The organism is Sphaerisporangium sp. NPDC005288 (assembly GCF_040607475.1).
Taxonomy (GTDB): Bacteria; Actinomycetota; Actinomycetes; order Streptosporangiales; family Streptosporangiaceae; genus Sphaerisporangium; species Sphaerisporangium rhizosphaerae.
In genome coordinates, this window is sequence record NZ_JBEXGT010000011.1 from 1 (window position 1) to 21,574 (window position 21,574).

Consider the following 21,574-nt stretch of genomic DNA (forward strand, 5'->3'; position numbering starts at 1 on the left):
ACAGTCGTGAGCACTTCGGAAATCCGCGGCCGGGGTGTGGTCCGCCCCCCGGCGCGGCAGCGCGGCGCGCGCGGCGCCGCGCCGGTCCAGCGCGCCCGCGACGCCGGGCCCGGCCCGCCCCCCCCCCACGTCCGCGTACCTGGTCAGGTACCAGAAGACGCGGCCGCTCGACGGGCCCACCTGGCGGTGGAACGGGGCCTGTTCCCGCATGCGGTGGAACAGCGCGTGCGGGTCGGGGACGTGCCGCGGCGCGGCCGGGTCGAACGCCTGCTCCTGCGTCGTCGCGGTCATCGCCGCCTCCTCACCCGCCCCGGCGGGCCGCCGGCCGCCGAACGCGACTCCCGGGGACGTGGCTCCCGGGGACACGACTCCCGGAGACGTGGCTCTCGGGGACGCGACTCCTGGAGACGTGGCTCCCCTGGGCCGCCGGCCGGGGGGCGTGGTGGCCGGGGAGCGCCGCCGTCAGGCGCCGGTGGCACGTCGCCCGCTCTGAACGTCCAGCGCGAAGAACCTCCGGGTGGCGCGGCCGAGCTCCTCGGCGCTGTTGTAGCCCCGCCTGGCCAGCTCGACCTGCGCCGATGATCCGTCCCGCCGCCAGTGGCGCAGGAAGATCCTGCCGGAGATCTCCGGCGGCGGCACCACCAGCCGGCCGCGGGACCGCTCGGTGGCCTCGTCGGCGCGGGCCACGGTGTCGGCCCACTCCCGCAGGCGGCCGGTGTCCCGGACGTGCGACAGGACGGCGGGCCGCCAGTCGGCCGACTGCCAGACCGGCCACACGCGCACCATGACCAGCCGCAGCAGCTCGGCGACGGGGAGGGCGGCCGGCTCGGCGTCGGTGAGCCATGCGGCCAGGCTCGGCGGCAGGTCCTCCCCTTCGGCGACGCCGAGCCGGGCGCGCGTGTACGCCTCGAGGGCGGCTCCGCTCTCTCCGGCGAAGTCGCGCAGCAGCCCGGACAGGACCTCCTCGTGCAGCGCGGGGTAGCCGGGGTCGAACAGCCGGCCGGCGGTCAGCAGGTCGAGATCGGACATCCAGCGGCCCGGCGCGTACTCCCGCCGGGAGCGCCGTCGCAGCACCTCGTTGTGGGTGATCCCGGTCAGGACGGCCTCCGCTACCCGTGATCCGGTCGATCCGGACACGGCCGGCTCGGGACGGCGGTCGCCCGCGGCGCCAGGCGCCTCGGGCTCCGGCCGGGCGGCTCCAGGCGCGCCGGACGCGGACGGGGTGGACGCGGGCCGGACGGGCGCGAACACGGGCCCCCCGGACGCGGGCGGGCCGGTCATGGCCTGGGCGGATGCGGGCATGGCGGAGACGGACGCCGACGGGATTGAGCCCGGCGGGATGGAGGCGGGAGGGGTGGCCGCGGCTCTGAGTGCGTACAGGGCGTCGCGGCGTTTGAGGTCCCACTCCCCCGAGCCGATCATGCGCTCGAGCGCGGCCAGGGCGTCGCCGGCGTCCGGGCCGAGCGCCTCCCCCATCTCCCGCCAGGTCCGGTGCGCGAAGGGCCGCTCCTTGGCCGCCCGTACGATCCGCTCGCCGATCGCCGCCGGGACCAGGTCCGTCCTGGCCCCTTCGCGGCAGCCGTAGCGGATGTTGACCATCGCGACCGTGCCGGCCGGGTACCCCAGGGACGCGGGCCCGTGCAGCACCGCGACCTCGTCGTCGCCGTCGACCTCGCCGGTGGCGTACATCCGGTGGACCGTCCCGACGCCGCGCATGCCGTACGGGCCGAGTTCCGCCGCCCGCAGCGCGCCCATGCTGGCCGCGCCGATGACCTCGACGCCCTCGCCGAGCAGCCAGAGGATCTCCTTGTGCCCCACCGACAGCCGCTCGCGGTAGTAGCCGTCGATGATGACGGCGGTGTCGCCGCGGGCCCAGTCCTCGGCGAGCAGGTCTCCCCGGGCCACCGGGGGGCGCACCCGCGCTCCGGGGACGACGTCGCGGATCTCGTCGGGAGAGATCGTCGGTCCGGCGTAGACGACCACCTTGGCGCTCACTACATCACCTCCGGTCGGACGCGGCTTCCCGGCGCCACCACTTTGACCACCGGGACCCCGATGTCCTCGTGGGTCAGGTCGACCACCAAGGGCGCGTGGGAGAAGGCGATCGCGGCGCGCTTGACCACGTCCTCCAGGTCGTCGACGAGGCTTTCATGCGCCGTGAGCGCCGGAATGGCCTCGGCGGCAGGGCCCGTGGCGGGCCGCGCGGCGGGCTTCGGGCCGGGGGCGTCGTTGAAGCCGGCGTCCAGGTCGTCCCGCGCGCCCGAGACGTACCCCAGCCTGGTCTGCGCCGCCTCGGTCACCGCGCGGGTGAGCGCGATCTCGGAGCTGAGGTGGCAGCCGAACCCGGTGAACGCCGGAGGGTAGTCCTCGCAGGTGATCCGGGCGAGGAAGCACGGAAGGCCGGTGGGCGAGGGAACCGACCTCACCTCCAGGCGGACCCCGGCCCGCTCGATCATCGAGCACAGCCCGTCGACCACGGGCGAGCCGAGCGACCGCGGGTCGGCGCGGACGCCCATGTCGCCGCCGCCGGTGAGCGCCGCGGTCATGGCGTCCCTCTCGACCACTTCGTACAGCGCGTGCAAGATGGCCTCGACGAGGGTGTTCCCGCTGGCCAGCCCGTTGGAGGAGGCGAAGAACGCCGGCGGGTTCCACCCCGTCCTGCGCTCGAGCGAGAGCGCCACCGTGGCCAGGGGGACGAGCGTCTCCGAGCCGTCGACCAGGGATCGGGCGGTCACCCAGTCGACCGGCAGGCCGTCGTGCAGGACGCTCGGCTCACAGCGCGGCAGGTCGCGGACGTCGTAGCCCAGCCGTTCGCCGACGTCGCGGGGGGCCGCCGTCACGGCCGGCGCGAGGGGCCGCTCGGCGTGCCAGAGCTCGACCGACTCCATGATCGCCGACAGCCGGGCCAGCTCGGGGGTGATGCCCTTGCCCTGGGACACCGCGAGCGTCGTGGCGGCGGGGCGGACGGCCTGGAAGGTCGGGATGCCGATGGTGTCGAGACGGGTGATGTCGGCGACCCTGGTGACGCCCACCTGGCGCGCCGCGCGGGCGGCCATCGCCATGGTGTCCGCGGGGTCGTGTGCCCTGTCGGTGCCCGGCAGCCTGACCTTGGCCCGGTCGGACTGCGAGAAGATCCACGAGAGGGAGGCTGTGCCGGTCCGCATGCTGTTGCCCCTGTCCACGGTGGCGGCCCGCGAGCCCGCGGCGACGGCGGGTCCGCCGCGGGCTCGCCCGGTCAGATGTTGCCCGCCCGGGCGAGCAGGGCGCGCCCGGCGACGGCGTAGCTCACGGCGGCGATGACGGCCAGCACGAGCAGGTTCTGCCACGCGGCGGCGAAGCCGAACACCGCCGCGTCGCGCATCCCGTTGATCGCGTACGTCAGCGGGTTGACCACCGACACCCACTGCAGCACGGTCGGCATGCTGTCGACGGTGTAGAGGGAGGGCGCGCTGAAGACCAGCACGAGGAGCGACACGTTCGTGCCCACCATGAAGGTCTGGAAGTCCCTGATGGTGATCGCCGCCGCCAGGTACAGCCCGTTGATCGCGATGGAGGCCAGCGTGAGGGCGGCCAGCAGGCCGGCCCAGCCCTCGGCGCGGAAGGGGAAGTCGAAGATGAGCACGGCGACGCCCAGGGCGACCAGGCTCTGCCCCAGCACCAGCGACACCCCGGCGAGCAGCTTGCCGAGCAGGAACCGCGAGCGGCGCATCGGGTAGGACCACAGCTGCGTCGCGACCCCGCTCAGCTCCTCCTGGAACAGGGCCATGCCCGAGGTGCCCGCGGCGCTGACGACCGACATCGCCAGCACCATGGGGAGCAGGAAGATCGCGAACCGCAGGGGGACGCCCTTGTAGTCGATGACCCCGACGAGGTTGCTCAGCGAGGTGTTGACCAGCAGCAGGTACACCAGCATCGGTGACAGGCTGAGGACCAGGTTCACCCGGTTGCGGGCCAGCAGCGCGTACTCGCGGTAGAGCACCGCGAACAGGTCGGCCGCCTTGGCGGTCGGGGCCGGGGGGACATTGTGGAAGGTCAGCTCGGCGCTCATGTCACCCCTCGTTCTCGGTCATCCGCAGGAAGACCTTCTCCAGCGAGTCCATGGCGGTGGAGACGCCCGAGATGGCGACGCCGGCGTCCTGGCAGTGCCGCGACAGCGCCGGAAGCACGTCCTGCACGCGGGCGCCGTGGACGCGCACCGCCGCGTCCTCGGCCGTGGCCGCGAACCCGGCCGCCTCCGCCCAGGCGGCGACGGCCCGGCCGGCCTCGGGGTCCTCGACGGTCACCAGCATGTGGGTGCTGCCGAACTCCTCGACGAGCTCGCGCGGCTTGGCGAAGCGCAGCACGCGCCCGTGGTCGACGACCATGACGCGCTGGCTGTTGCGCTCCAGTTCGTCGATGTGATGGCTGGTCCACAGCACGGTCGCCCCGTGCTCCTCGCGCAGCCAGGTCACGAACCGCTCGACCTGGTGGCGTCCGGCGACGTCGAGCCCGGCGGAGGGCTCGTCGAGGATCAGCAGCCGGGGGATGGTGATCAGCGCCCGGACGAGCTGCAGCCGCTGCCGCTGACCGCCCGACAGCTGGAAGCACAGCTGCGACAGGACGTCCTTCAGCCCGAGGAACTCGGCCACCTCCATCGTCCACGGCCGGACCTCGCGCCAGCTCAGGCCGCGGAACCGCGCCGCGATCCGCAGGTTGTCGATCGCGGGGAGCATCATGTCGAACGGGCCGGACTGGTGCATCGCCCCGATGTTGGTCTTGGCGGCGACCGGCTGACGGGCCGGGTCGGCGTCGAACACCCGGAGCCGGCCGGAGGTGGGGGTGGTGACCCCGCAGATCATCTTGATCAGGGTCGTCTTCCCGGCGCCGTTGGGGCCCAGCAGCCCGATGGTCTCGCCCCGGGCGATCTCGAAGGAGACGCCGTCCACGGCCGGCCTGTCGCGCCGTGGATAGCGCTTGGTCAGGTTCTCGGCCGTCACCACGTCGCTCGACACAGCCATAGCCATCACTCCGCCCTTCGCCGCGGCCGTTCCGGCGCGGCAGACGCGTTCATCGCCCGGCAGCCGGGCGTCGGTCCCTTGGCGGCCTCCGATATGGGCCCGGCCATGGGCTCGGCCATGGGCACCGCCGAAGGCGCCGCCACGGGCGCGGCCCGGCCCCGATCCGGCGGCCGGGCCGCCGGATCGGGGCGTGGGGCCGCATCCGCCGGCTAGTTCTCGGCGTTACCCGATCCGGACCAGAGCCCGCAGGCGCACAGCATCGCGGCCTCGAAGCCGTGCTGCGCCGCCTCCGGCCTGTTCCATCCGCCGTCCAGGGAGTGGGCCAGCACCTCGGGCACGAGCCCGGGAACCCGGTTCTTGAGTGAAATGAGCAGATTGGCTTCTTCTTCGGTCAAGGTGGCTAATGCCGCCTCAAGTCCCGGTGCCGGTGAATCGCCCAGGATTCCGGCTTCTCGCAGACTTCGCTGCGGGTCGAAGGCCATGCCTCCCCCTTTCCATCGGGTGCGAATTGGACTGCAGGTGAAGTATGGCCTCGCGCCCCGCGGCCGGCACAACCCCACGAACGTGGGCGTATTCCCCGTTCGACGGTAAGGGAAAAGGGAAACGGTTCCGCGCCACCTCTCCATGGAAGCGGCCCGGGACGCCCTCCGCGGGCCGGTCGGACGGCGCCCGGCGCGGCCCCGGACCTGGGGAATCAACCGGCCGCATGGTTACGCCATACCGATGATTAACCGTGCCCTTCTAGCGTCAAGGCCAGAGGCCCCAGCAGGGCGCCTCGCGGTCAAGGCGATTCGATCCGGGACTTCTTATGAAACATGTTTCCGATGGCCTGATGGACGATCGCGACAGATTGCTGGTCGTCCTGCTGGCCAGTGGGTACACGACGACGAGAATCGCGCGCGAGATGCGCCTGAGCAGGTACACCGTGGCCGAGCGGATCAGCAAGCTGCTCGACCGGTTCGCCTGCAGCAACCGAAGCCAGCTCGTGGCGTATTCCTATGTTCACGAGCTTCTGCGGGTCGGGATCTGGCCGCCGCGCGCCGTCGAGGCCGGCCGTCTGGAAACGATTTCCGGGGGCTCGTGAACGTGAATACACCGCGCGGTCCGGCCTTTTATGGCCGCGTCCGCGAGCCGCGGTGATATGCCCACGATCGTGGGGTTGTATCGCCCGTCTCATTCACGGACATACTCGAGCCACACCCAATTTCCTCCCAATAGAGAGGTGAAGGCATGGCCTTCGACCCGAGGGAAGCGCTGCGCGAGGCCGGAATCCTGGGCGGCCTGGTGCCCGAGGACCTCCAGGGGGCCTTCGCCTCCTTGAGCCAGGAGGAGACCGAGCTGCTGATCTCGCTCAAGAACCGGATTCCCGCGATCCTGCCCGAGGTCCTGGCCCACTCCTTGGAAGGCGCGGAGTGGGACAGACCGGAGGCGTCGCAGCACGGCTTCGAGGCCGCGATGCTCTGTGCCTGCGGGCTCTGGTCGGGATCGGGACAGAACTAGCCCGGACGACTCGGCGGTGCGGCCCCGGCGGTCCCGCCTCCGGTGGCCGCACCGCGCCGGAGCAGGGACCGGGGCCGCACCCGCGGTCGCGGACGTGAAGGGAGCCCGGATGCCCGGGAAGCTGGCGGGAAACCGCGCGTTGTTCGACGTGCCGCACGACCTCACCTACTTCGTGAACGGCGCGGACCACCTGGTCGTCAACCCGCAGGCGGGCGGCCGGTGCGTCCTTTCCGCCCGCGAGTTCGCCGTCCTGCGGGCCCTGGCGCGTCCCGGGGCGGACGGGGAGCCGGCGCCGCTGGAGGACTCCGCCGAGACCGAGCGGACCCTCGCCAAGCTCATCTTGAACTGGGTCGTCTACTACAACGGCAACCGCCCGGAGATCAGGATCAGGGAGGCGCCGCTCCGCACGGCCTACTACGCCATCACCGACGGGTGCAACCTGCGGTGCCCCTACTGCTACGCCTCCTCCGAGAAGTGCCTGCCGGGCGAGCTGGACACCGCCGAGTCTCTCGACCTGGTCTCCCAGATCGCCGACTTCGGGGCCGAGGTGCTGATCTTCACCGGCGGCGAGCCGATGCTCCGCAAGGACCTGTTCCAGATCGTGGAGCACGCCAAGTCGCTCGGCCTGAAGTGCAACATCATCAGCAACGCCACGATGATCAGGACGCCCGCGCTGGCGCGGCGGTTCGCCGAGCTCTTCGACGCCGTCACGGTGAGCGTCGACGGCGGCACCGCCGAGTCCCACGACCGCACCCGGGGCGCCGGCTCCTTCGACCGGACCCACCGCGCCCTGCGGCTGCTCAACGACGCCGGCGTGGTGCCGAGGATCAACCACATCGTCACCTCCGACAACGTCGAGGAGCTGGAGCAGTTCGCGACGTTCATGGACGGCCTGGAGGTGCACAGCATCCGGCTGATGTACCACAACAAACTCGGCCGCGGGACCGGTGACGACTACGACTTCGGCTGGGAGGACCACCTGAGGATCCAGCAGATCGCCTGGACCTCGCCGGTCGCCGGCAAGCTCAAGCCGGACGGGCCGCGCATCGTGACCCCGTGCTCGGTCAAGGGCAACTGCGGGATGGGCGGCAACGAGATCTACATCAACTCCCTCGGCGACGTCTACCCGTGCAAGCTCATCACCGGGCGTGCGGAGTTCGCCGGAAACGTCCGGCAGCGGCCGCTGTCGGAGATCTTCGCCAGCCCCGTCCTCGGGGGGATGCGCAGGAGCACGGTGTTCGGCGGCGACTACCACTCCGACTGCGCGAAGTGCTACATCAAGGCCTCCTGCGGCGGAGGTTGCCGCGCCGCCCACATGTCGGAGTCGGGCGACCTGCGGCGCAACAGCCGCCACCTGTGCCGGATCCTGCGGCACGGAGTGGTCACCCAGCTCTGGCAGGAGGCCGGGGTCGGCCGCGCCGAACTGGCCGCGAACGACCTGGAGATGACCACGCCCCGCCTGGTCGCCGGCGACGACGTCCACCCCGTCTTCGACGACTGGAAGGGCTACGTGCCCGTCTCGCCCGGGGCCGTCAAGGTGGGCGAGCTGCTTTCCATCACACCGGTGTAGAGGAGGTGGAGTGTGACACTCCAGATCAGTGAAGCGGTGGTGTGGCAGGAGACCGCGGACGGCGTCTCGCTGTACCACACCGAGACCGGGGACTTCCGTACCCTGAACGAGACGGGCTCCCGCATCTGGATGCTCGTCGCGAGCGACGGCGAGCGCGAGCCGGTGGTCTCCAAGCTGTCGGGCGAGTTCGCCGGCGGCAACACCGGGATGCTGAGGCGCATCCTGGTGGACGTGCACGAGTTCATCGGCTCCATGATCGAGAACGGCCTGATCGAAGAGCGCCTGTCGTGAGCCGCCCGGCCGCGGCGGCGCGCGGCACCCCGGCCCGGATCGCCGCCCGGTCCCCCGTCGGCGACCACGTCGCGGTCCCTGTCGCGGTCCCTGTCACGGTCCCTGTCGCGGACCACGTCGCGGACTACGCCAAGGACCCTGTCGCGGACCACGTCATGGGCGTCCAGCGCCTTCCTGTCGCGGACCCTGTCGCGGACCACGTCGGGGACCACGTCGGGGACCGCGTCGGGGACCGCGTCGGGGACCACGTCGGGGATCATGTCCGGTCCGCCGCGCCGGCTCCGGTTCCATGACCACCGCGGTGGTCCTCGGCGGGGGCTTCGCGGGAGTGCTGACCGCCGCCGTGCTCGCCCGGCACGCCGGCGAGGTCATCCTGGTCGAGAGCGACCACTACCCCAGCGGCCCCGGCCCCCGGCGCGGACTGCCGCAGGCCCACCACACCCACGTGCTGGTCACCGGCGGCGCGCGGGCGTTGCGGGCGCTGCTCCCCGGGACGCTGGAGGAGCTGTACGCCCGGGGCGCGCACCGCCGGAGCCTGCCCGGCGAGGCGCTGATCCTCACCGCCGAGGGGTGGTACCGGCGCCACCACACCGAGTCCTACCTCATCTCGTGCAGCCGGGCGCTGCTGGACCACGTGGTGCGGCGGCGGGCACTGGCCGGCGGCGCCGTCCGCCTCCTTGCGGGCACGCAGGCGCTCGGGCTGACCGGCGACGCCACCCGGGTCACCGGGGTGCGCGTCCGGCGCGAGGGCGCCGCGGCCGAGACGATCAGGGCGGACCTGGTGGTCGACGCGACCGGGCGCAGGTCCAGGGCCCCGCGGTGGCTGGCCGAGCTCGGCGCGCCGCCGGTCGAGGAGGAGACGGTGGCCTCGGGCCTGGCCTACTCCACGCGGCTCTACCACGCCCCGGCCGACCCCGCCGACCCCGCCGCCCGCACCGCCGCGATGCCGGCGATCGTCCTGCACCCCCGCCCGACCCCCGGACGGCCGGACCAGGGGGCGACGCTCTACCCCATCGAGGGCGGCCGGTGGATCGTGACCCTGACCGGCACCCGGGGCGGCGAGCCGCCGACCGGCGAGCGGGAGTTCGCCGACTTCGCGCGCTCGCTGCGCAGCCCGATCGTGGCCGAACTCATGGCGGCGGCCGAGCCCGCCGGCCCCGTCCGGCCCTACCGCGACACGGCCAACCGGCGGCGCTTCTACGAGCGCGCGGCCCTGCCCGACGGCTTCCTCGCGATCGGCGACGCGGTCACCGCGGTCAACCCGATCCACTCGCACGGGATGTCGGTCGCCGCGCTCAGCGCCCTCCGGCTGGACGCGGAGCTGGCCCGGCGCGGAATCGGGCCGTCGGTCTGCCGCGAGGCGCAGGCCGCCGTGGCGGCGGAGGCGGACCGGTCATGGCGGATGGCGGCCGGACAGGACGCCCGGCACACCGGCCCCAGCCGGGAGGCATCCGGGGACACCGGACCTGGCCGGGCAGCCCCCCGGCGGGCAGGTCCCGGACGGACGTATCCCAGACAGGCGGGACCCGAGCGGACAGACCCAGGGCAGGCAGGTCACGGGCAGGGAGGTCGCCGGGAGGCGACGGCGTTCGAGCGCCAGGTCGGCGCCCTCATGGCGCGGGCGGCGCTGGACAGCCCCGAGCTCGCCGCCGCGTTCTTCCGCGCCCACACCCTGATCGAGGCGGACGCGGACCCCTCTCCGCCATCCCGCTCGGCGATGGGCAGGCCGCGGGCGCCGCTCACCGCCGAGCAGGCGATCGCGCAGTACCCCGGGCTGGCCGGATGGCGGCGGTCCGGAGCCGCGCCCGCATCGCCCGGGCGCCCGCCGTCCCCCGGCCGCGGCCAGGAGGAGCCGTCGACCGTCGGCCACGTGAGCACAGCCTGAACCATTTGCACCATATGAATCATCTGAACCTGGCGAACCGCATGAAACCGTGCGCTAACCGTGTGTGACCGCGTGTGACCGTGTGATGGGAGAGGACCACATGAGCCCCGAGACCGCCGCGCGCATCCCGCGTGAGCTGCTGTTCGGCAATCCGGTGTACGTGGCGCCCGTGATCTCCCCCGACGGGACACTCCTGCGCCATCTCGCGCCCGACGAAGGCGTGATGAACGTGTGGGTCGGCCCGGCGGACGCCCCGGACCAGGCGAAGCCCGTGACCCGTGACCGGGGGCGGGGCATCCGGGCATGCGGCTTCTGCCACGACGACCGCACCCTGTTCTACCTGCGCGACCAGGACGGCGACGAGAGCTGGCGGCTGTACCTGGTCGACCTCGGCACCGGGGAGGAGCGCTGCGTCACGCCGTTCGACGGCGTCCAGGCCCGCGTCCTGGCGCACAACCGGTGGCACCCGGGCACGATGCTGGTCGGGCTGAACAAGGACCGGCGCGACCTGCACGACGTCTACCGGCTGGACCTGGCCACCGGCGGGCTCACCAAGATCGCGGAGAACCCGGGCTACCTGACCTGGGAGATCGACACCGGCCTGCGGATCCGCGGCGGCACCGCGATGAACCCCGACGGAAGCTCCACCATCCACCTGTCCGGCCCCGGCGGGGGCGAGGCGGCGCCCTGGCTCGACGTGCCGCGCGAGGACGCCATGGGCACCCACATCGCCGGGTACTCCCGCGACGGGCGGACCTTCTACCTGCTGTCGTCGGTCGGGGCCAACGCCTCACGCCTGTTCGCGGTGGACGCCGCGACCGGGCGGCGGACCCTGCTCGCCGGCGATCCGGTATACGACGTCAGGCGGGTCGAGATGGACCCGGCGACGCGCGTGCCGCAGGCGGTGGTGCTGGGCAAGGACCGCGAGGAACGGGTGTTCCTCGACGAGGACTACGCCAAGGCGATCGACCGGATCCGCGGCGAGCTCGCGCTGCTCGGCGTCGACGGCGAGATCTCCGTCGACCGCTCCGACCGCGCCGACCGGCGCTGGACGGTCACCGTGGTGTCCGCCGACCGGCCGGTCGGGTTCTACCTGTTCGACCGGGCCGACGGCCGCCTGCGCTTCCTGTCGGACCACCAGCCGGGCCTGGCGCGCCACCGGCTGTCCGCCATGGAGCCGTTCGTGTTCGCCGCACGCGACGGGGTCGAGGTGCACGGCTACGTGACCTGGCCGGCCGGCGCCGCGCGGCGGGGGCTGCCCGCCGTGGTGAACGTGCACGGCGGGCCGTGGGCGCGCAACTCGTGGGGGTTCGACGAGGAGGCGCAGTGGCTGGCCGACCGGGGCTACGCCTGCGTCCAGGTGAACTTCCGCGGCTCGTCCGGGTACGGCAAGGACTTCCTGAACCTGGGCGCCAAGCAGTGGGGCCGGGCGATGCATACCGACCTGCTCGACGCGGTCGGCCATCTGGCCGCCCGCGGCTCCATCGACGCCTCCCGGGTCGCGATCATGGGCTGCTCCTACGGAGGGTACGCCGCGCTGGCCGGGGCCGCGTTCACCCCCGAGGCGTTCGCCTGCGCGGTCGACCTGTGCGGCCCGTCGAACCTGCTGACCCTGCTGGCAGGAGGGGCCGCCTACATGCGGCCGCTCATGTCCTTCATGCACGCCAACGTGGGCGATCCCGCGACCGAACGCGAGATGCTCTGGGAGTGTTCCCCCCTGTCGCGGGCCGGCGACATCGCCATCCCCGTACTGGTGGCGCAGGGGGCCAACGACGTGCGCGTGCCGCGCGAGGAGGCCGAGCAGATCGTCGCCGCGCTGCGGGCCAACGGCGTGCCGCACGAGTACCTGCTGTTCCAGGACGAGGGCCACGGACTGGGCAGGCCGGAGAACCGCGAGACCTACTACGCCGCCGTGGAGCGCTTCCTGGCCCGCCATCTGGCATAGGCGGACCCACGGGGCCCGCCATCTGGCACAGGCGGACCCACGGGCCCCACACCCGCGACCGGCCGATCACAGGGACGCGGAGCCGGCAGGCCGATCTACGGCATCTTCTCGTTCGGGGCGCTCGGACCGCCGATCCGGAGGGCGGGCGCCGGCCGGCGTGGGCCGCAGGCGTGCGGCCCCGGTCCACGGCGCCCATCCACCCACGGTGCCCATCCACGATGCCCGGAGGCGGGCGGGAGGCCGGTAGAGTCCTGGCGTGGAGCGAGAAGGCGTGGCCGGGCTGCTCGCCGGCGCGGGGGTGGACGCCAGGCGCCACCGCAGGGCGCTGGCGCTGCTGTGCGAGGGCGGGTGGTGGACGCTCGCCGACCTGGTCCGGGCCACCGCCACCTCCCGGCGCGGCGTCGAGGCGCTGCTGCGGGTGGTGTCGCCCGAACGGTCCGGCGAGCGGTTCCGCCTGGCCCCCGAGCAGATCCGCGATCTGCGCGCCCTGCTCGACGACGACCCCGCCGCGGCCACGCCCGTCGCGCCTCACCCCGCCGCGGCCACGCCCGTGGTGCCCCACCCCGGCGCCGGGTCCTCACTCGCGGGCCTCGGACCGGCCGATCCGGTGGGACATCTGCTTCCCGGGTACGGGCAGGTGGTCGAGCGGCTGGAGAAGCTGGTCGCGGGGGCTCCCCGGGGGCGGCACGTGCTGGACCACGTGGCCGCGACGCCGGAGACGGTCGTGCGCAGGGCGCTGCTGCTCGGGGCGAGGTTCTGGCTGCCGGGGGCGCGGCTGCTGTGCGTGGGCGACCACGACCTGACCTCGCTGGCGGTCAAGATGATCCATCCCGGCACCGAGGTCACGGTCGCCGACGTCGACGAGCGCATTCTGGCCTACATCGACGAGCAGGCGCAGGCTCTGGGCTTCACCGTCCGCACCCTCTGGGCCGATCTGCGGCTCGGCCTGCCCCCGGCGGCCCGCGGCCAGGCCGACCTCGCGCTCACCGACCCGCCCTACACTCCCGAGGGCGTCGGGCTGTTCGTCGCCCGGGCGGTCGAAGGGCTGCGCGAGCCGGAGGAGGGGCGCGTGCTGCTCGCCTACGGCGCGAGCGAGCGCACCCCGATGCTGGCGCTGAAGGTGCAGAACTCCCTGCACGAGCTGAACCTCTGCTACGAGGCCGTCTACCCCGACTTCAACCGCTATTTCGGCGCGGAGGCCATCGGCTCGGCCGCCGACCTGTACATCCTGCGCCCCACCACCAAGACCCGGCCCGCCGTCGCCGCCCGGGTCGACCGCTACGGCACCGGCATCTACACCCAGGGCCCCCAGTCGGTCGAGTCCCGCCCGGCCGCCGCCGGCGCAGCCGATCCCGGCTTCGAGCCGGGGGTGCTCGTCGGCGACTGGCCGAAGGACGTGCTCCCCGGCACGCCGCGTGCCCGCCTGGCCACCTGGTTGGCCAAGCCGTACGCCGCCGCTCACGACCGCGCCGCCGTCTTCGTGCCTCCCGGCCTGGAGGCCGCGCTCCCCCGCCTCCTGCTGGCCACCCGCGCCGGCCACGTCCGGGTCCGGCTGGCCGAGCCGCCGCGCGATCTCGACGCGCTGGCGGAGCCGCTGTCCCCGGTCTACCGGCTGACCGCCGGCGGCGCCGTCCTGGACGCCGTGCGGGTGGACCCGCCCGCGGACGCGACGGGACGCCTGCTGCGCGCCATCCTGGACAACGCGCACGGCAAGCTCGCCAACACCTGGCGCGAGGGGCTGATCCGCGCACGTCCCGAGCTCACCAAGAAGCAGGCCAGAGCCGTCATCGGCGAAGCCGCCCCGTGGGCCGGCGAGGTCACCGTCCTCGAACTGCCCCTCCACCGCCTCCGCGACCTGCGCCCGGCCGTGGCCGCCTCACTCGGCGCCCCCGTGCCCGCCTGATCCCCCGGCGCCCGTCTGATCACCTCGTGCCCGTCTGATCACCTCGTGCCCGCCGGGGCGCGTACGCGCCGGGCCGATCGTGCCCCGGGCCGTGCGCGCGGCCCGGGCGCCGGTGGGGTGGACGCGGCGGCGGTCAGGTGACCTCGCGCTTGGGCGGTGACCAGGTGTCGCAGGCGCCCGCGCGGGCGGAGCGGTAGCCCTTTTGCAGCCAGCGCAGCTGTGTCGGCATGGCGCCGTGGTCCTGGACCGCGCGGTCGGAGATCGTGCCCTGGTAGATGTAGCGGAACAGCGCCCAGGAGGGCATCGACCGGCGCAGGGCCCCGATGCCGACGCCCGCGAAGCACTCGGCCTGCAGCTCAAGGCGCCTGTTCACCGTGTCCCGCTTGGCGAGCGACCCGGCGTCGTCGTAGGCCTCGCCCATGTAGTCGGAAATGTAGGCCATGTTCTGGACGTGGTGGCCGTACTCGTGGGCGACCACCTCGGCCAGGTCCGCGGCGGCCGCCGGGTGCAGGTCGTACCGCTCGACTATCACGTAGAAGGTCCGGGTCTGGTCGCAGTAGGTGCCCTTGGCCCCTTTGGCGGGCATCAGCCCGCAGTCGCGGTCGCGGACGCGGTGCCGGACGAAGCGGCGCGGGGGCAGCGTGTAGTAGATCCTCGCCAGCGCGAACTGCCGCGCCCAGACCCGGTCCAGGCAGGAGGCGACCGCCTCCATGTACTTTTCGGCCGACGGCCACCGGCCCGCTCGGATCGCCGGGACGCGGCACCCGCCCCGCGCCTTGGCGACGGCGTACAGCGGGTTGCCCACCGCGGCGATCCGGCCGCGCGGAGGCAGGATCGTCTCCGACTCCCGCTTCTCGGCCCGCGCGAGAGGCACCCGGGCGGGCGCGGCGGCCACCGTCACCCCCGCGGCCGGCCCCGCGATCGCCCTCGCCGTCCCGGCCTCCGTCCCCGGCGCCGTTCCGGACTCCGTGCCCGGCGCCGTTCCGGCCAGGATCACCGTCGCCGGCGCGGGAGCGGGAGCGGGGGCGGGGGCGGGGGAAGGCGCGGGCGCGGGCATCGGTGCGGCGGCGGGGACGGTCTCCGGCGGCCGGGCGGAAGCGGGCACGGGCGGGCACGCCGGCACCACCTGCCCGGCGTCGGCCGCCAGCAGGACGCACGCGACCAGCAGCGGGAGGAGACGGCGCATGATCGCGAAGTTTAAGCGCCGTTTATTACGAAATGGCGGTCAGCATTACCGATATAACGAGATAGCGCCGTCCACCGGGCGAGCGTACGAGCTCGCTCAGTCGCGGGCCATCGCCTCGAGGGTCTCGATCATGTGCTCGCGCAGTTCGGTGAGCCGCACGTCCAGGATCAGCGAGGCGATGCCGGGATTGTTTTTGATCATCTCGCGCAGGCCGCTGTACCCGGGGCCGTGGACGAAGCTGTGCCGCACGACCGTCTGGCCAGGCTCGTCGCCCGGCACCAGCTCGTAGTGCCAGCGCGACGAGGGACGCTCGGGGTCGCCCTCGGGGTCGAGCACGAGCCATCCGAACGTGTGGTTCTCCTCCACCTCGGTCACCACGCAGGTCACCGTCCAGACGCGGTCCTCGCGGCGGTTGGTGCCCTGGAACCGGGTGCCCTCGCGCACCTCGGCGTTCGCGGGGTCCACCCAGGCCCCGTGCTCGCACTCGGGACTGAAGTCTCCGATGCGCGGGACCGCCGTGATCCTGTCCCACAGATGCTCCGGTGAGGCGTCCACGGTGACCTCCAGGTCCACCCGCGCGCCCGTGACGCCGTAGTCCTCCATTACCGACCTCCGCATACCCGTCCTGGCCATCGGTCCGGTGCCCACCTCGCGATGAGGGTCCCTCGAACAACTATCGTGCGCAAGGGGGCCGGACGTTGCGGTGCGGCCGGTGCATAGGGGCACAAGTGGGGTAACCCCGCGCGCTCAGGGCGTGATCAGAGATCGGGGGCCGCGCCGTCCATCATGGGGCGCACCTCGACGCCGGTGTAACGGGCGTCCGGGATGAGGGCGGCGAGCTCGACCGCTCGCTCCCTGTCAGGGCATTCGACGAGGTAGTAGCCGCCGAAGTGCTCCTCGGCCACGGCGTAGGGCCCGTCGGTCGCGTGCACGGCGCCCTGGCGCACCCGGACGGCGGCGCCGGTGGAGGGGTCGGCCAGCGCCTCGGCGCGGATCATCTCCCCCGACTCGGTGACCATCGCGACGAAGCGTTCGTGACCGGCGAAGATCTCCCGGCGCTCACGCTCCGGAAGCGCGTCCCAGGTGACGGGGTTCATGTAGATCATCAGCATGTACTTCACGGGCGCGCTCTCCTCGGCCCGGCGCCTCTCGCGGGCGCCTCACACCGGGGGGTCGGAGCCGCCGCGGCGTTCTCGACATCCGGGAGCGCTTCTCGCGCCGCCGGGTCAGGTGGGATCGTCGGCCGAGGGGCCGGTCGCCAAGGGGTTGCAGGTGCGCAGCTCCCAGTGGCTGATGGCCGGGTCGCTCAGGACCTGGGCCACCGTGGCCTGGATCTGGTCGCTGGTGGTGTCGTCCGCGGTGTCGACCCGAATGACGATCTCGCCGTTCGCCTGCCGGAGGTCTTTACGCCATTTGTCGGGCAGCAGGGCCAATATCCGGATGCCGTCTATGGGGGAATTGGCCGAAGGCTGCGACGTGGCGGCGCGGTGCATCGTCAGCTCGACCAGCATCGTCACCCGTCCCTCGTTCAGTCCCAGGTGGTGCCCGGGATCCCGGTGATACAGCGGCCTATGCCGCCGGTACCGCCGATGCTACCCGAGAGGGCGGACACGACGATCGAGATCGTCCGTTTCGCCGGAAATGACGGTGTCTGCATTTCCTTTTCCATTTCCGAAGGACGCGCAATTCGTCCGCGTGCAAATGATCGGGGATTCGACCACCACGGCCGGCGAACCGGCCCGCGTGCCCCGCCGCCGGACGGGCGGATGGACGGGTGGATGGACGGGCGGATGGACGGGCGGATGGACGGCGGCGACGCGGCGGACACGGCCCGCTCACGTCCCGCCGCCCCCGCGCCGCGGCCCGCCGTCCCCGCGCGCACGGCCGCCGTTCCGGGCGGCCCCGCCGCGGCCGGCCGGGTCAGGCGAAGAGCTTGGCCAGCCAGTCCTGCCAGGCCTGCTCGACCTTCCTCGGGTCGGCCTTGTCGGCGAAGATGTGATGTCCCACCACGACCGTGTCGTGCTGGCCCCGGATGAACCGGTACAACCCATCACCGGTCCGCACCCCCAGGAAGTCCGGCGCCACATAATCGGCCACCCCCTCGATCGGCGCGAAGCCCTCCGGCGTCAACCGCACCCGATCGCCCTGAACGACCTTCCCCGACAATCCCAGACCCCGCTCCAGCACCGACCACACCGGCTCCACCCCGCCGCCACCCGGCCGCGCCGCGAACACCACCAGCGCGAACTGACCGGGAAAATGCGTCAGATACTGGTCCAGCGTGTGCAGATACATGTCCCAGCCGCGCTCCAACGCCTCCACCTCCGCCTGCCATCCATCACCCAGAACACCGGTCTGCGCCAGCCGCAGCACCGTGCTCTCCTGTCCTTCGCCTTCAAGGAGGAACTCGAAGGCCATGTAGGTGCCGTCCTCGCTCTCGGCGCCGCGGAAGGCGAAGCGGCGCCCCGGCTCCCACGCCGTCACGGTCGCCTCCACCGGGAAGTCACCGAAGAACTGCACCGCCTTGCCGCCCACCCACGGCTCGACCTCATTGCGGCCCAGGAACCAGGAGTTCAACCCCGGCCCGCTGGCCACCGCCTCCCACACCTGCTCGGCGCTCGCCCGCAGCTCGATCTTCTTGCGCACTTCGAACGGATGCGTCATCACGACTCCCCTGGCCCTCGATGCCTTGTCGCCCTGGCCGTCGCCCCGGTGTCGGGGCCGCGTTCCGGCCATGGCTCTACGGTCGCACCGAACACTTTTTTTGTCAAGACTACGATAGTTGTCGGCTGATGGACATACGGAAAGACCGGCCCGCCCGTGCGGCGAACCGGTCTCTACCAGGGGCTTTCTAGGCGGACTCGCGCACCACCAGCTCGGTGGGCAGCACCACGGGGTCGGCCTCACCGCCTTCGAGCAGGCGCAGCAACAGGCGCACCATGGCCGCCGCCTGCTCGCGGAAGGGCTGACGGACCGTCGTCAGCGGCGGCTCGGTGTAGCGGGCGGCCTCGATGTCGTCGAACCCGACGACCGCCACGTCGTCCGGCACCCGGCGGCCCGCCTGCCGCAGCGCCTGCAGCGCCCCGATGGCCATCAGGTCGTTGGCGACGAACACCGCGTCCAGCGCCGGATCGTCCTCCAGCAGCTGCCGCATGGCCACCGCCCCCGACTCGCGGGTGAAGTCGCCGATCGCCACGATCGAGCGCCGGTCGGACCCGTGCAGCACCGACCGGTAGCCCGCCAGGCGGTCCTGACCGGCGATCATGTCGGGCGGCCCCGCGATCGTGGCGATGCGCCGCCGCCCGCGTTCGAGCAGGTGGCGCACGGCCGTCTCGGCGCCGCCCACGTTGTCGTCGTCGACGTAGGGCAGGTTGACGTTGACGGCGGGCCGGCCGTAGGACACCGCGGGGACTCTCATGCGGGTGATCGCCGCCGGCAGCGGGTCGGCGCCGTGCATGGAGATCAGCATGACGCCGTCCACGTGCCCGCCGGTCAGATAGCGCTCCACCCGGGCGTGGCTCGTCGGAGTGCCCGCGAGCATCAGCAGCACCTGCTTGTCCGCGGCCTCCAGCTCGGCGCTCGCCGAGCGGATGACCGTGGAGAACATCGGGTCGTCGGAGAACACCCTGGTCGGGGGCTCGGACACCACCAGCGCGATCGAATCGGTCCGCTGGGTGACCAGACTGCGCGCCGCCAGGTTCGGGACGTAGCCCATCTCCTCTACGGCGCGCATCACCGCGTCGCGGAGCTCGGCGGTGACGGTCGTCCCCCCGTTGACCACCCGGGAGACCGTGGCGCGGGAGACCCCCGCCCGTGCCGCCACGGCCTCGAGAGTAGGTCGTCTCATACCTGTGTCCTCCAACGATGCTCGTCTACGTCGACTCCCTGACCACCAGCTCGTTCTGCATGATGACAGGCTCTCCGGGCTCTCCGTCCAGCAGCCCGAGCAACAGCCGCGCCGCGGCCGCCGCCTGGTCGCCCATCGGGCTGCGCACGGTGGTCAGCGGCGGCGCGGTGTACATGGCGGCCTCGATGTCGTCGAAGCCCACGACCGCCACGTCGTCGGGCACTCTGCGCCCCGCCTCCCGCAGGGCGTGCAGGGCGCCGATGGCCATCAGGTCGTTGGCCGCGAACACCGCGTCCAGCGCCGGGTCGTCCTCCAGCAGCTGCCGCATCCCCTGCGCGCCGGAGACGCGGGTGAAGTCCCCGATCGCGACGTTCGACCGGCGCCCGCTCTCGCGCAGGGTCTCCCGGTAGCCGGCCAGCCGGTCCTGGGAGGGGATCATGTCCAGCGGGCCGGTGATCGTGGCGACCCGGCGGCGCCCGCGCGACAGCAGGTGGCCGGCCGCGAGCGAGGCGCCGCCCACGTTGTCGTTGTCCGCGTACGCGACCCCCGGCGCGGTCCTGCCGAACGAGACCATGGGCACGCCCATGCGCGCCAGCGCCCCCGGCAGCGGGTCGGGCCCGTGCATCGGGACCAGCAGCAGCCCCGCCGCGTGCCCGGCCGCGATGAACCGCTCGATACGCGCCCGGCTCTCCTTCGACCCCGCCAGCATCAGCGTGACCTGCTTGCCGGCGTCCTCCAGGACGCGGCTCACGGTGCGGACCACCGTGGAGAACATCGGGTCGTCGGACACCACACCTTGGGGCGGATCCGACACGATCACCGCGACCGTGTCGGTGCTCTGGGTCGCTAGGCTCCGGGCCGCGCCGTTGGGCACGTACCCGAGCTCGCGCACGGCGCGCAGCACCTGGTCGCGGATCGCGGGCGTGACCGAGGTCTCGCCGTTGACCACCCGCGACACACTCGACTTCGACACCCCGGCCCGTGCCGCCACCGCCTCCAAGGTGGGTCGTCTCATGCCGGTCCGTTCTCCCTGATGACCTCGCGGTAGTAGATGCCGCTGTCCTTGACCAGCCGCCGCTGGGTGGCGAAGTCGACGTGGACGATGCCGAACCTGCGGTCGTACCCCTCGGCCCACTCGAAGTTGTCCAGCAGCGACCACACCAGGTACCCGCGCACGTCCGCGCCCCCCTCGATGGCGGCGTGCACGGCGCGCAGGTGCGCGTCGATGTAGGCGGTGCGCTCGGCGTCGTGCACCCGGTCCCCGGACGCGCCCGCGGTCACCACGTCCTCGAAGGCGGCCCCGTTCTCGGTCACCATCAGCGCCGTCCCGGGGTAGTCGTGCGAGAGCTGGAGCAGCAGGCGCGACAGGGTCTCGGGGACGATCGGCCATCCCATGGCCGTCTTGGGCGCCTCCACGCCGGGGAAGGCGATGTCCTCGCTGCCGGGCCAGGCGGCGTCGGCCGGCTCGCCTCGCTTGGACCGCACCACACAGGGGTTGTAGTAGTTGACCCCGATGACGTCGGTCGGCTGGTGGGCCTCCTTGAGATCGCCGTCGTGGATGTGGCCGGTGCCCCCGTGCCGCTCCAGGATCTCCAGCATCTCGGCCGGGTACTCTCCGAGCAGCACCGGGTCGAGGATCTGCCGGTGCAGCATCGCGTTCGCGCGGGTGACCGCCTCGGCGTCGGCCTCCGACACCGGGGCGTCCGGGTCGAGCATCCCCTCGGGCGTCACCACCAGCGAGGAGTTGACGACCAGCATGATCTCCCGCGCGCCCGCCGAGCGGAGCGCCTGCGTGGCCAGCCCGTGGGCGAGCACGAAGTGGTGCGAGGCAAGCAGCGCCGAACGCGCGTCCGTGCGCCCGGGCGCGTGCACGCCGTTGCCGTAGCCGAGGAACGCCTGCACCCACGGCTCGTTGAGCGTGGTCCAGTGCCGCACGCGGTCGCCGAGGCGCGCGTGCACCACCTCGGCGTACTCGGCCAGCCGGTGGGCGGTGTCCCGCGAGGTCCAGCCGCCGCGGTCCTCCAGCGCCTGCGGCAGGTCCCAGTGGTACAGGGTCACGTACGGGGTGATTCCGGCCGCGACCAGCTCGTCCACCAGCCGGTCGTAGAAGTCCAGCCCCCGCGTGTTGACGGGCCCGGCGCCGTCCGGCTGCACCCGCGGCCAGGACACCGAGAAACGGTAGGCGCCGAGGCCAAGGTCGGCCATCAGGCGAACGTCCTCGGCGTAGCGGTGGTAGTGGTCGCACGCCACGTCGCCGGTGTGCCCGGAGGCCACCTTGCCCGGGGTGCGGGAGAAGGTGTCCCAGACCGACGGCCCGCGGCCGTCGTCCCTGACCGCCCCCTCGATCTGGTACGCCGCCGTCGCGGCGCCCCACACGAACCCTTCCGGGAAGACCGCCCGCCCCTGCGTCGAATGCGAAGCCAGGGTCCCCCGACTGGTCACGGTCATGA

20 protein-coding genes and 1 pseudogene are annotated in these 21,574 nt (G+C 72.8%); 7 read left to right on the top strand and 14 right to left on the bottom strand.

Going from position 1 to position 21,574, the window contains the following annotated elements; translation table 11 throughout:
• The 6 genes and pseudogenes from ABZU32_RS12680 to ABZU32_RS12705 all read right to left on the bottom strand — a co-directional run.
• Positions 1 to 291 (bottom strand): annotated as a pseudogene (locus ABZU32_RS12680) (hypothetical protein); the annotation flags it as partial.
• Positions 292 to 462: 171 nt separating this feature from the next.
• Complete coding sequence (locus tag ABZU32_RS12685; protein WP_354921022.1) at positions 463 to 1,995, bottom strand: TfuA-like protein; 1,533 nt, start codon at positions 1,993 to 1,995, stop codon at positions 463 to 465.
• Entirely contained in the window at positions 1,995 to 3,164 is a 1,170-nt protein-coding gene (locus tag ABZU32_RS12690) for a YcaO-like family protein (RefSeq protein WP_354921025.1), read from the bottom strand. The genes ABZU32_RS12685 and ABZU32_RS12690 overlap by 1 nt, the downstream gene beginning before the upstream one ends.
• 71 nt (positions 3,165 to 3,235) lie before the next feature.
• Entirely contained in the window at positions 3,236 to 4,048 is an 813-nt protein-coding gene (locus ABZU32_RS12695) for an ABC transporter permease (RefSeq protein WP_354848815.1), read from the bottom strand.
• Position 4,049: 1 nt separating this feature from the next.
• Positions 4,050 to 4,997 carry an ABC transporter ATP-binding protein gene (locus ABZU32_RS12700; protein WP_354921029.1) on the bottom strand — a complete coding sequence of 316 codons (948 nt, stop codon included), beginning with the start codon at positions 4,995 to 4,997 and terminating at the stop codon, positions 4,050 to 4,052.
• Positions 4,998 to 5,206: 209 nt separating this feature from the next.
• Positions 5,207 to 5,479, bottom strand: a complete 273-nt coding sequence (locus tag ABZU32_RS12705; RefSeq protein WP_354848821.1) for a StsA-related sactipeptide RiPP — start codon at positions 5,477 to 5,479, stop codon at positions 5,207 to 5,209.
• Between the two features lie 350 nt (positions 5,480 to 5,829).
• Between ABZU32_RS12705 and ABZU32_RS12710 the strand changes: the two genes are divergently transcribed.
• From ABZU32_RS12710 to ABZU32_RS12740, 7 genes are all read left to right on the top strand, one after another.
• Positions 5,830 to 6,081, top strand: a complete 252-nt coding sequence (locus ABZU32_RS12710) for a LuxR C-terminal-related transcriptional regulator (RefSeq protein ID WP_354848824.1) — start codon at positions 5,830 to 5,832, stop codon at positions 6,079 to 6,081.
• A gap of 146 nt (positions 6,082 to 6,227) precedes the next feature.
• Positions 6,228 to 6,497 carry a StsA-related sactipeptide RiPP gene (locus ABZU32_RS12715; protein WP_354921032.1) on the top strand — a complete coding sequence of 90 codons (270 nt, stop codon included), beginning with the start codon at positions 6,228 to 6,230 and terminating at the stop codon, positions 6,495 to 6,497.
• Between the two features lie 109 nt (positions 6,498 to 6,606).
• Positions 6,607 to 8,067 (top strand): StsB family radical SAM/SPASM domain sactipeptide maturase, encoded by a 1,461-nt coding sequence (gene stsB, locus ABZU32_RS12720; protein ID WP_354921035.1) that lies wholly within the window; start codon positions 6,607 to 6,609, stop codon positions 8,065 to 8,067.
• A gap of 12 nt (positions 8,068 to 8,079) precedes the next feature.
• Positions 8,080 to 8,358, top strand: coding sequence for a PqqD family protein (locus ABZU32_RS12725; protein WP_354848832.1), 279 nt, complete (start codon positions 8,080 to 8,082; stop codon positions 8,356 to 8,358).
• Between the two features lie 289 nt (positions 8,359 to 8,647).
• Positions 8,648 to 10,243 (top strand): FAD-dependent monooxygenase, encoded by a 1,596-nt coding sequence (locus tag ABZU32_RS12730; protein WP_354921038.1) that lies wholly within the window; start codon positions 8,648 to 8,650, stop codon positions 10,241 to 10,243.
• A gap of 100 nt (positions 10,244 to 10,343) precedes the next feature.
• Positions 10,344 to 12,188, top strand: a complete 1,845-nt coding sequence (locus ABZU32_RS12735; RefSeq protein ID WP_354921041.1) for a S9 family peptidase — start codon at positions 10,344 to 10,346, stop codon at positions 12,186 to 12,188.
• Between the two features lie 256 nt (positions 12,189 to 12,444).
• The gene (locus ABZU32_RS12740; RefSeq protein ID WP_354921044.1) at positions 12,445 to 14,091 is read left to right on the top strand and encodes a bis-aminopropyl spermidine synthase family protein; all 1,647 of its coding nucleotides are present in this window, start codon (positions 12,445 to 12,447) and stop codon (positions 14,089 to 14,091) included.
• A 133-nt stretch (positions 14,092 to 14,224) separates the two neighbouring features.
• On the opposite strand, the gene ABZU32_RS12745 is transcribed toward ABZU32_RS12740, so the two are convergent.
• From ABZU32_RS12745 to ABZU32_RS12780, 8 genes are all read right to left on the bottom strand, one after another.
• Positions 14,225 to 15,277: a neutral zinc metallopeptidase gene (locus ABZU32_RS12745; RefSeq protein ID WP_354921047.1), complete on the bottom strand. Its 1,053-nt coding sequence runs from the start codon at positions 15,275 to 15,277 to the stop codon at positions 14,225 to 14,227.
• Between the two features lie 96 nt (positions 15,278 to 15,373).
• The gene (locus ABZU32_RS12750; protein ID WP_354921050.1) at positions 15,374 to 15,895 is read right to left on the bottom strand and encodes an SRPBCC family protein; all 522 of its coding nucleotides are present in this window, start codon (positions 15,893 to 15,895) and stop codon (positions 15,374 to 15,376) included.
• A 140-nt stretch (positions 15,896 to 16,035) separates the two neighbouring features.
• The gene (locus ABZU32_RS12755) at positions 16,036 to 16,389 is read right to left on the bottom strand and encodes a YciI family protein (protein WP_354921412.1); all 354 of its coding nucleotides are present in this window, start codon (positions 16,387 to 16,389) and stop codon (positions 16,036 to 16,038) included.
• Positions 16,390 to 16,503: 114 nt separating this feature from the next.
• Positions 16,504 to 16,788: a hypothetical protein gene (locus ABZU32_RS12760; RefSeq protein ID WP_354921415.1), complete on the bottom strand. Its 285-nt coding sequence runs from the start codon at positions 16,786 to 16,788 to the stop codon at positions 16,504 to 16,506.
• A 409-nt stretch (positions 16,789 to 17,197) separates the two neighbouring features.
• Positions 17,198 to 17,941, bottom strand: coding sequence for an SRPBCC domain-containing protein (locus ABZU32_RS12765; RefSeq protein WP_354848849.1), 744 nt, complete (start codon positions 17,939 to 17,941; stop codon positions 17,198 to 17,200).
• Positions 17,942 to 18,128: 187 nt separating this feature from the next.
• Complete coding sequence (locus tag ABZU32_RS12770; protein WP_354848852.1) at positions 18,129 to 19,124, bottom strand: LacI family DNA-binding transcriptional regulator; 996 nt, start codon at positions 19,122 to 19,124, stop codon at positions 18,129 to 18,131.
• Positions 19,125 to 19,149: 25 nt separating this feature from the next.
• Complete coding sequence (locus tag ABZU32_RS12775; RefSeq protein WP_354848855.1) at positions 19,150 to 20,139, bottom strand: LacI family DNA-binding transcriptional regulator; 990 nt, start codon at positions 20,137 to 20,139, stop codon at positions 19,150 to 19,152.
• A complete protein-coding gene (locus ABZU32_RS12780) occupies positions 20,136 to 21,572 on the bottom strand; it encodes a GH1 family beta-glucosidase (RefSeq protein ID WP_354921054.1) in 1,437 nt (478 codons plus the stop codon). Before ABZU32_RS12780 ends, ABZU32_RS12775 begins: the two co-directional genes overlap by 4 nt.
• Positions 21,573 to 21,574: the final 2 nt, after the last annotated feature.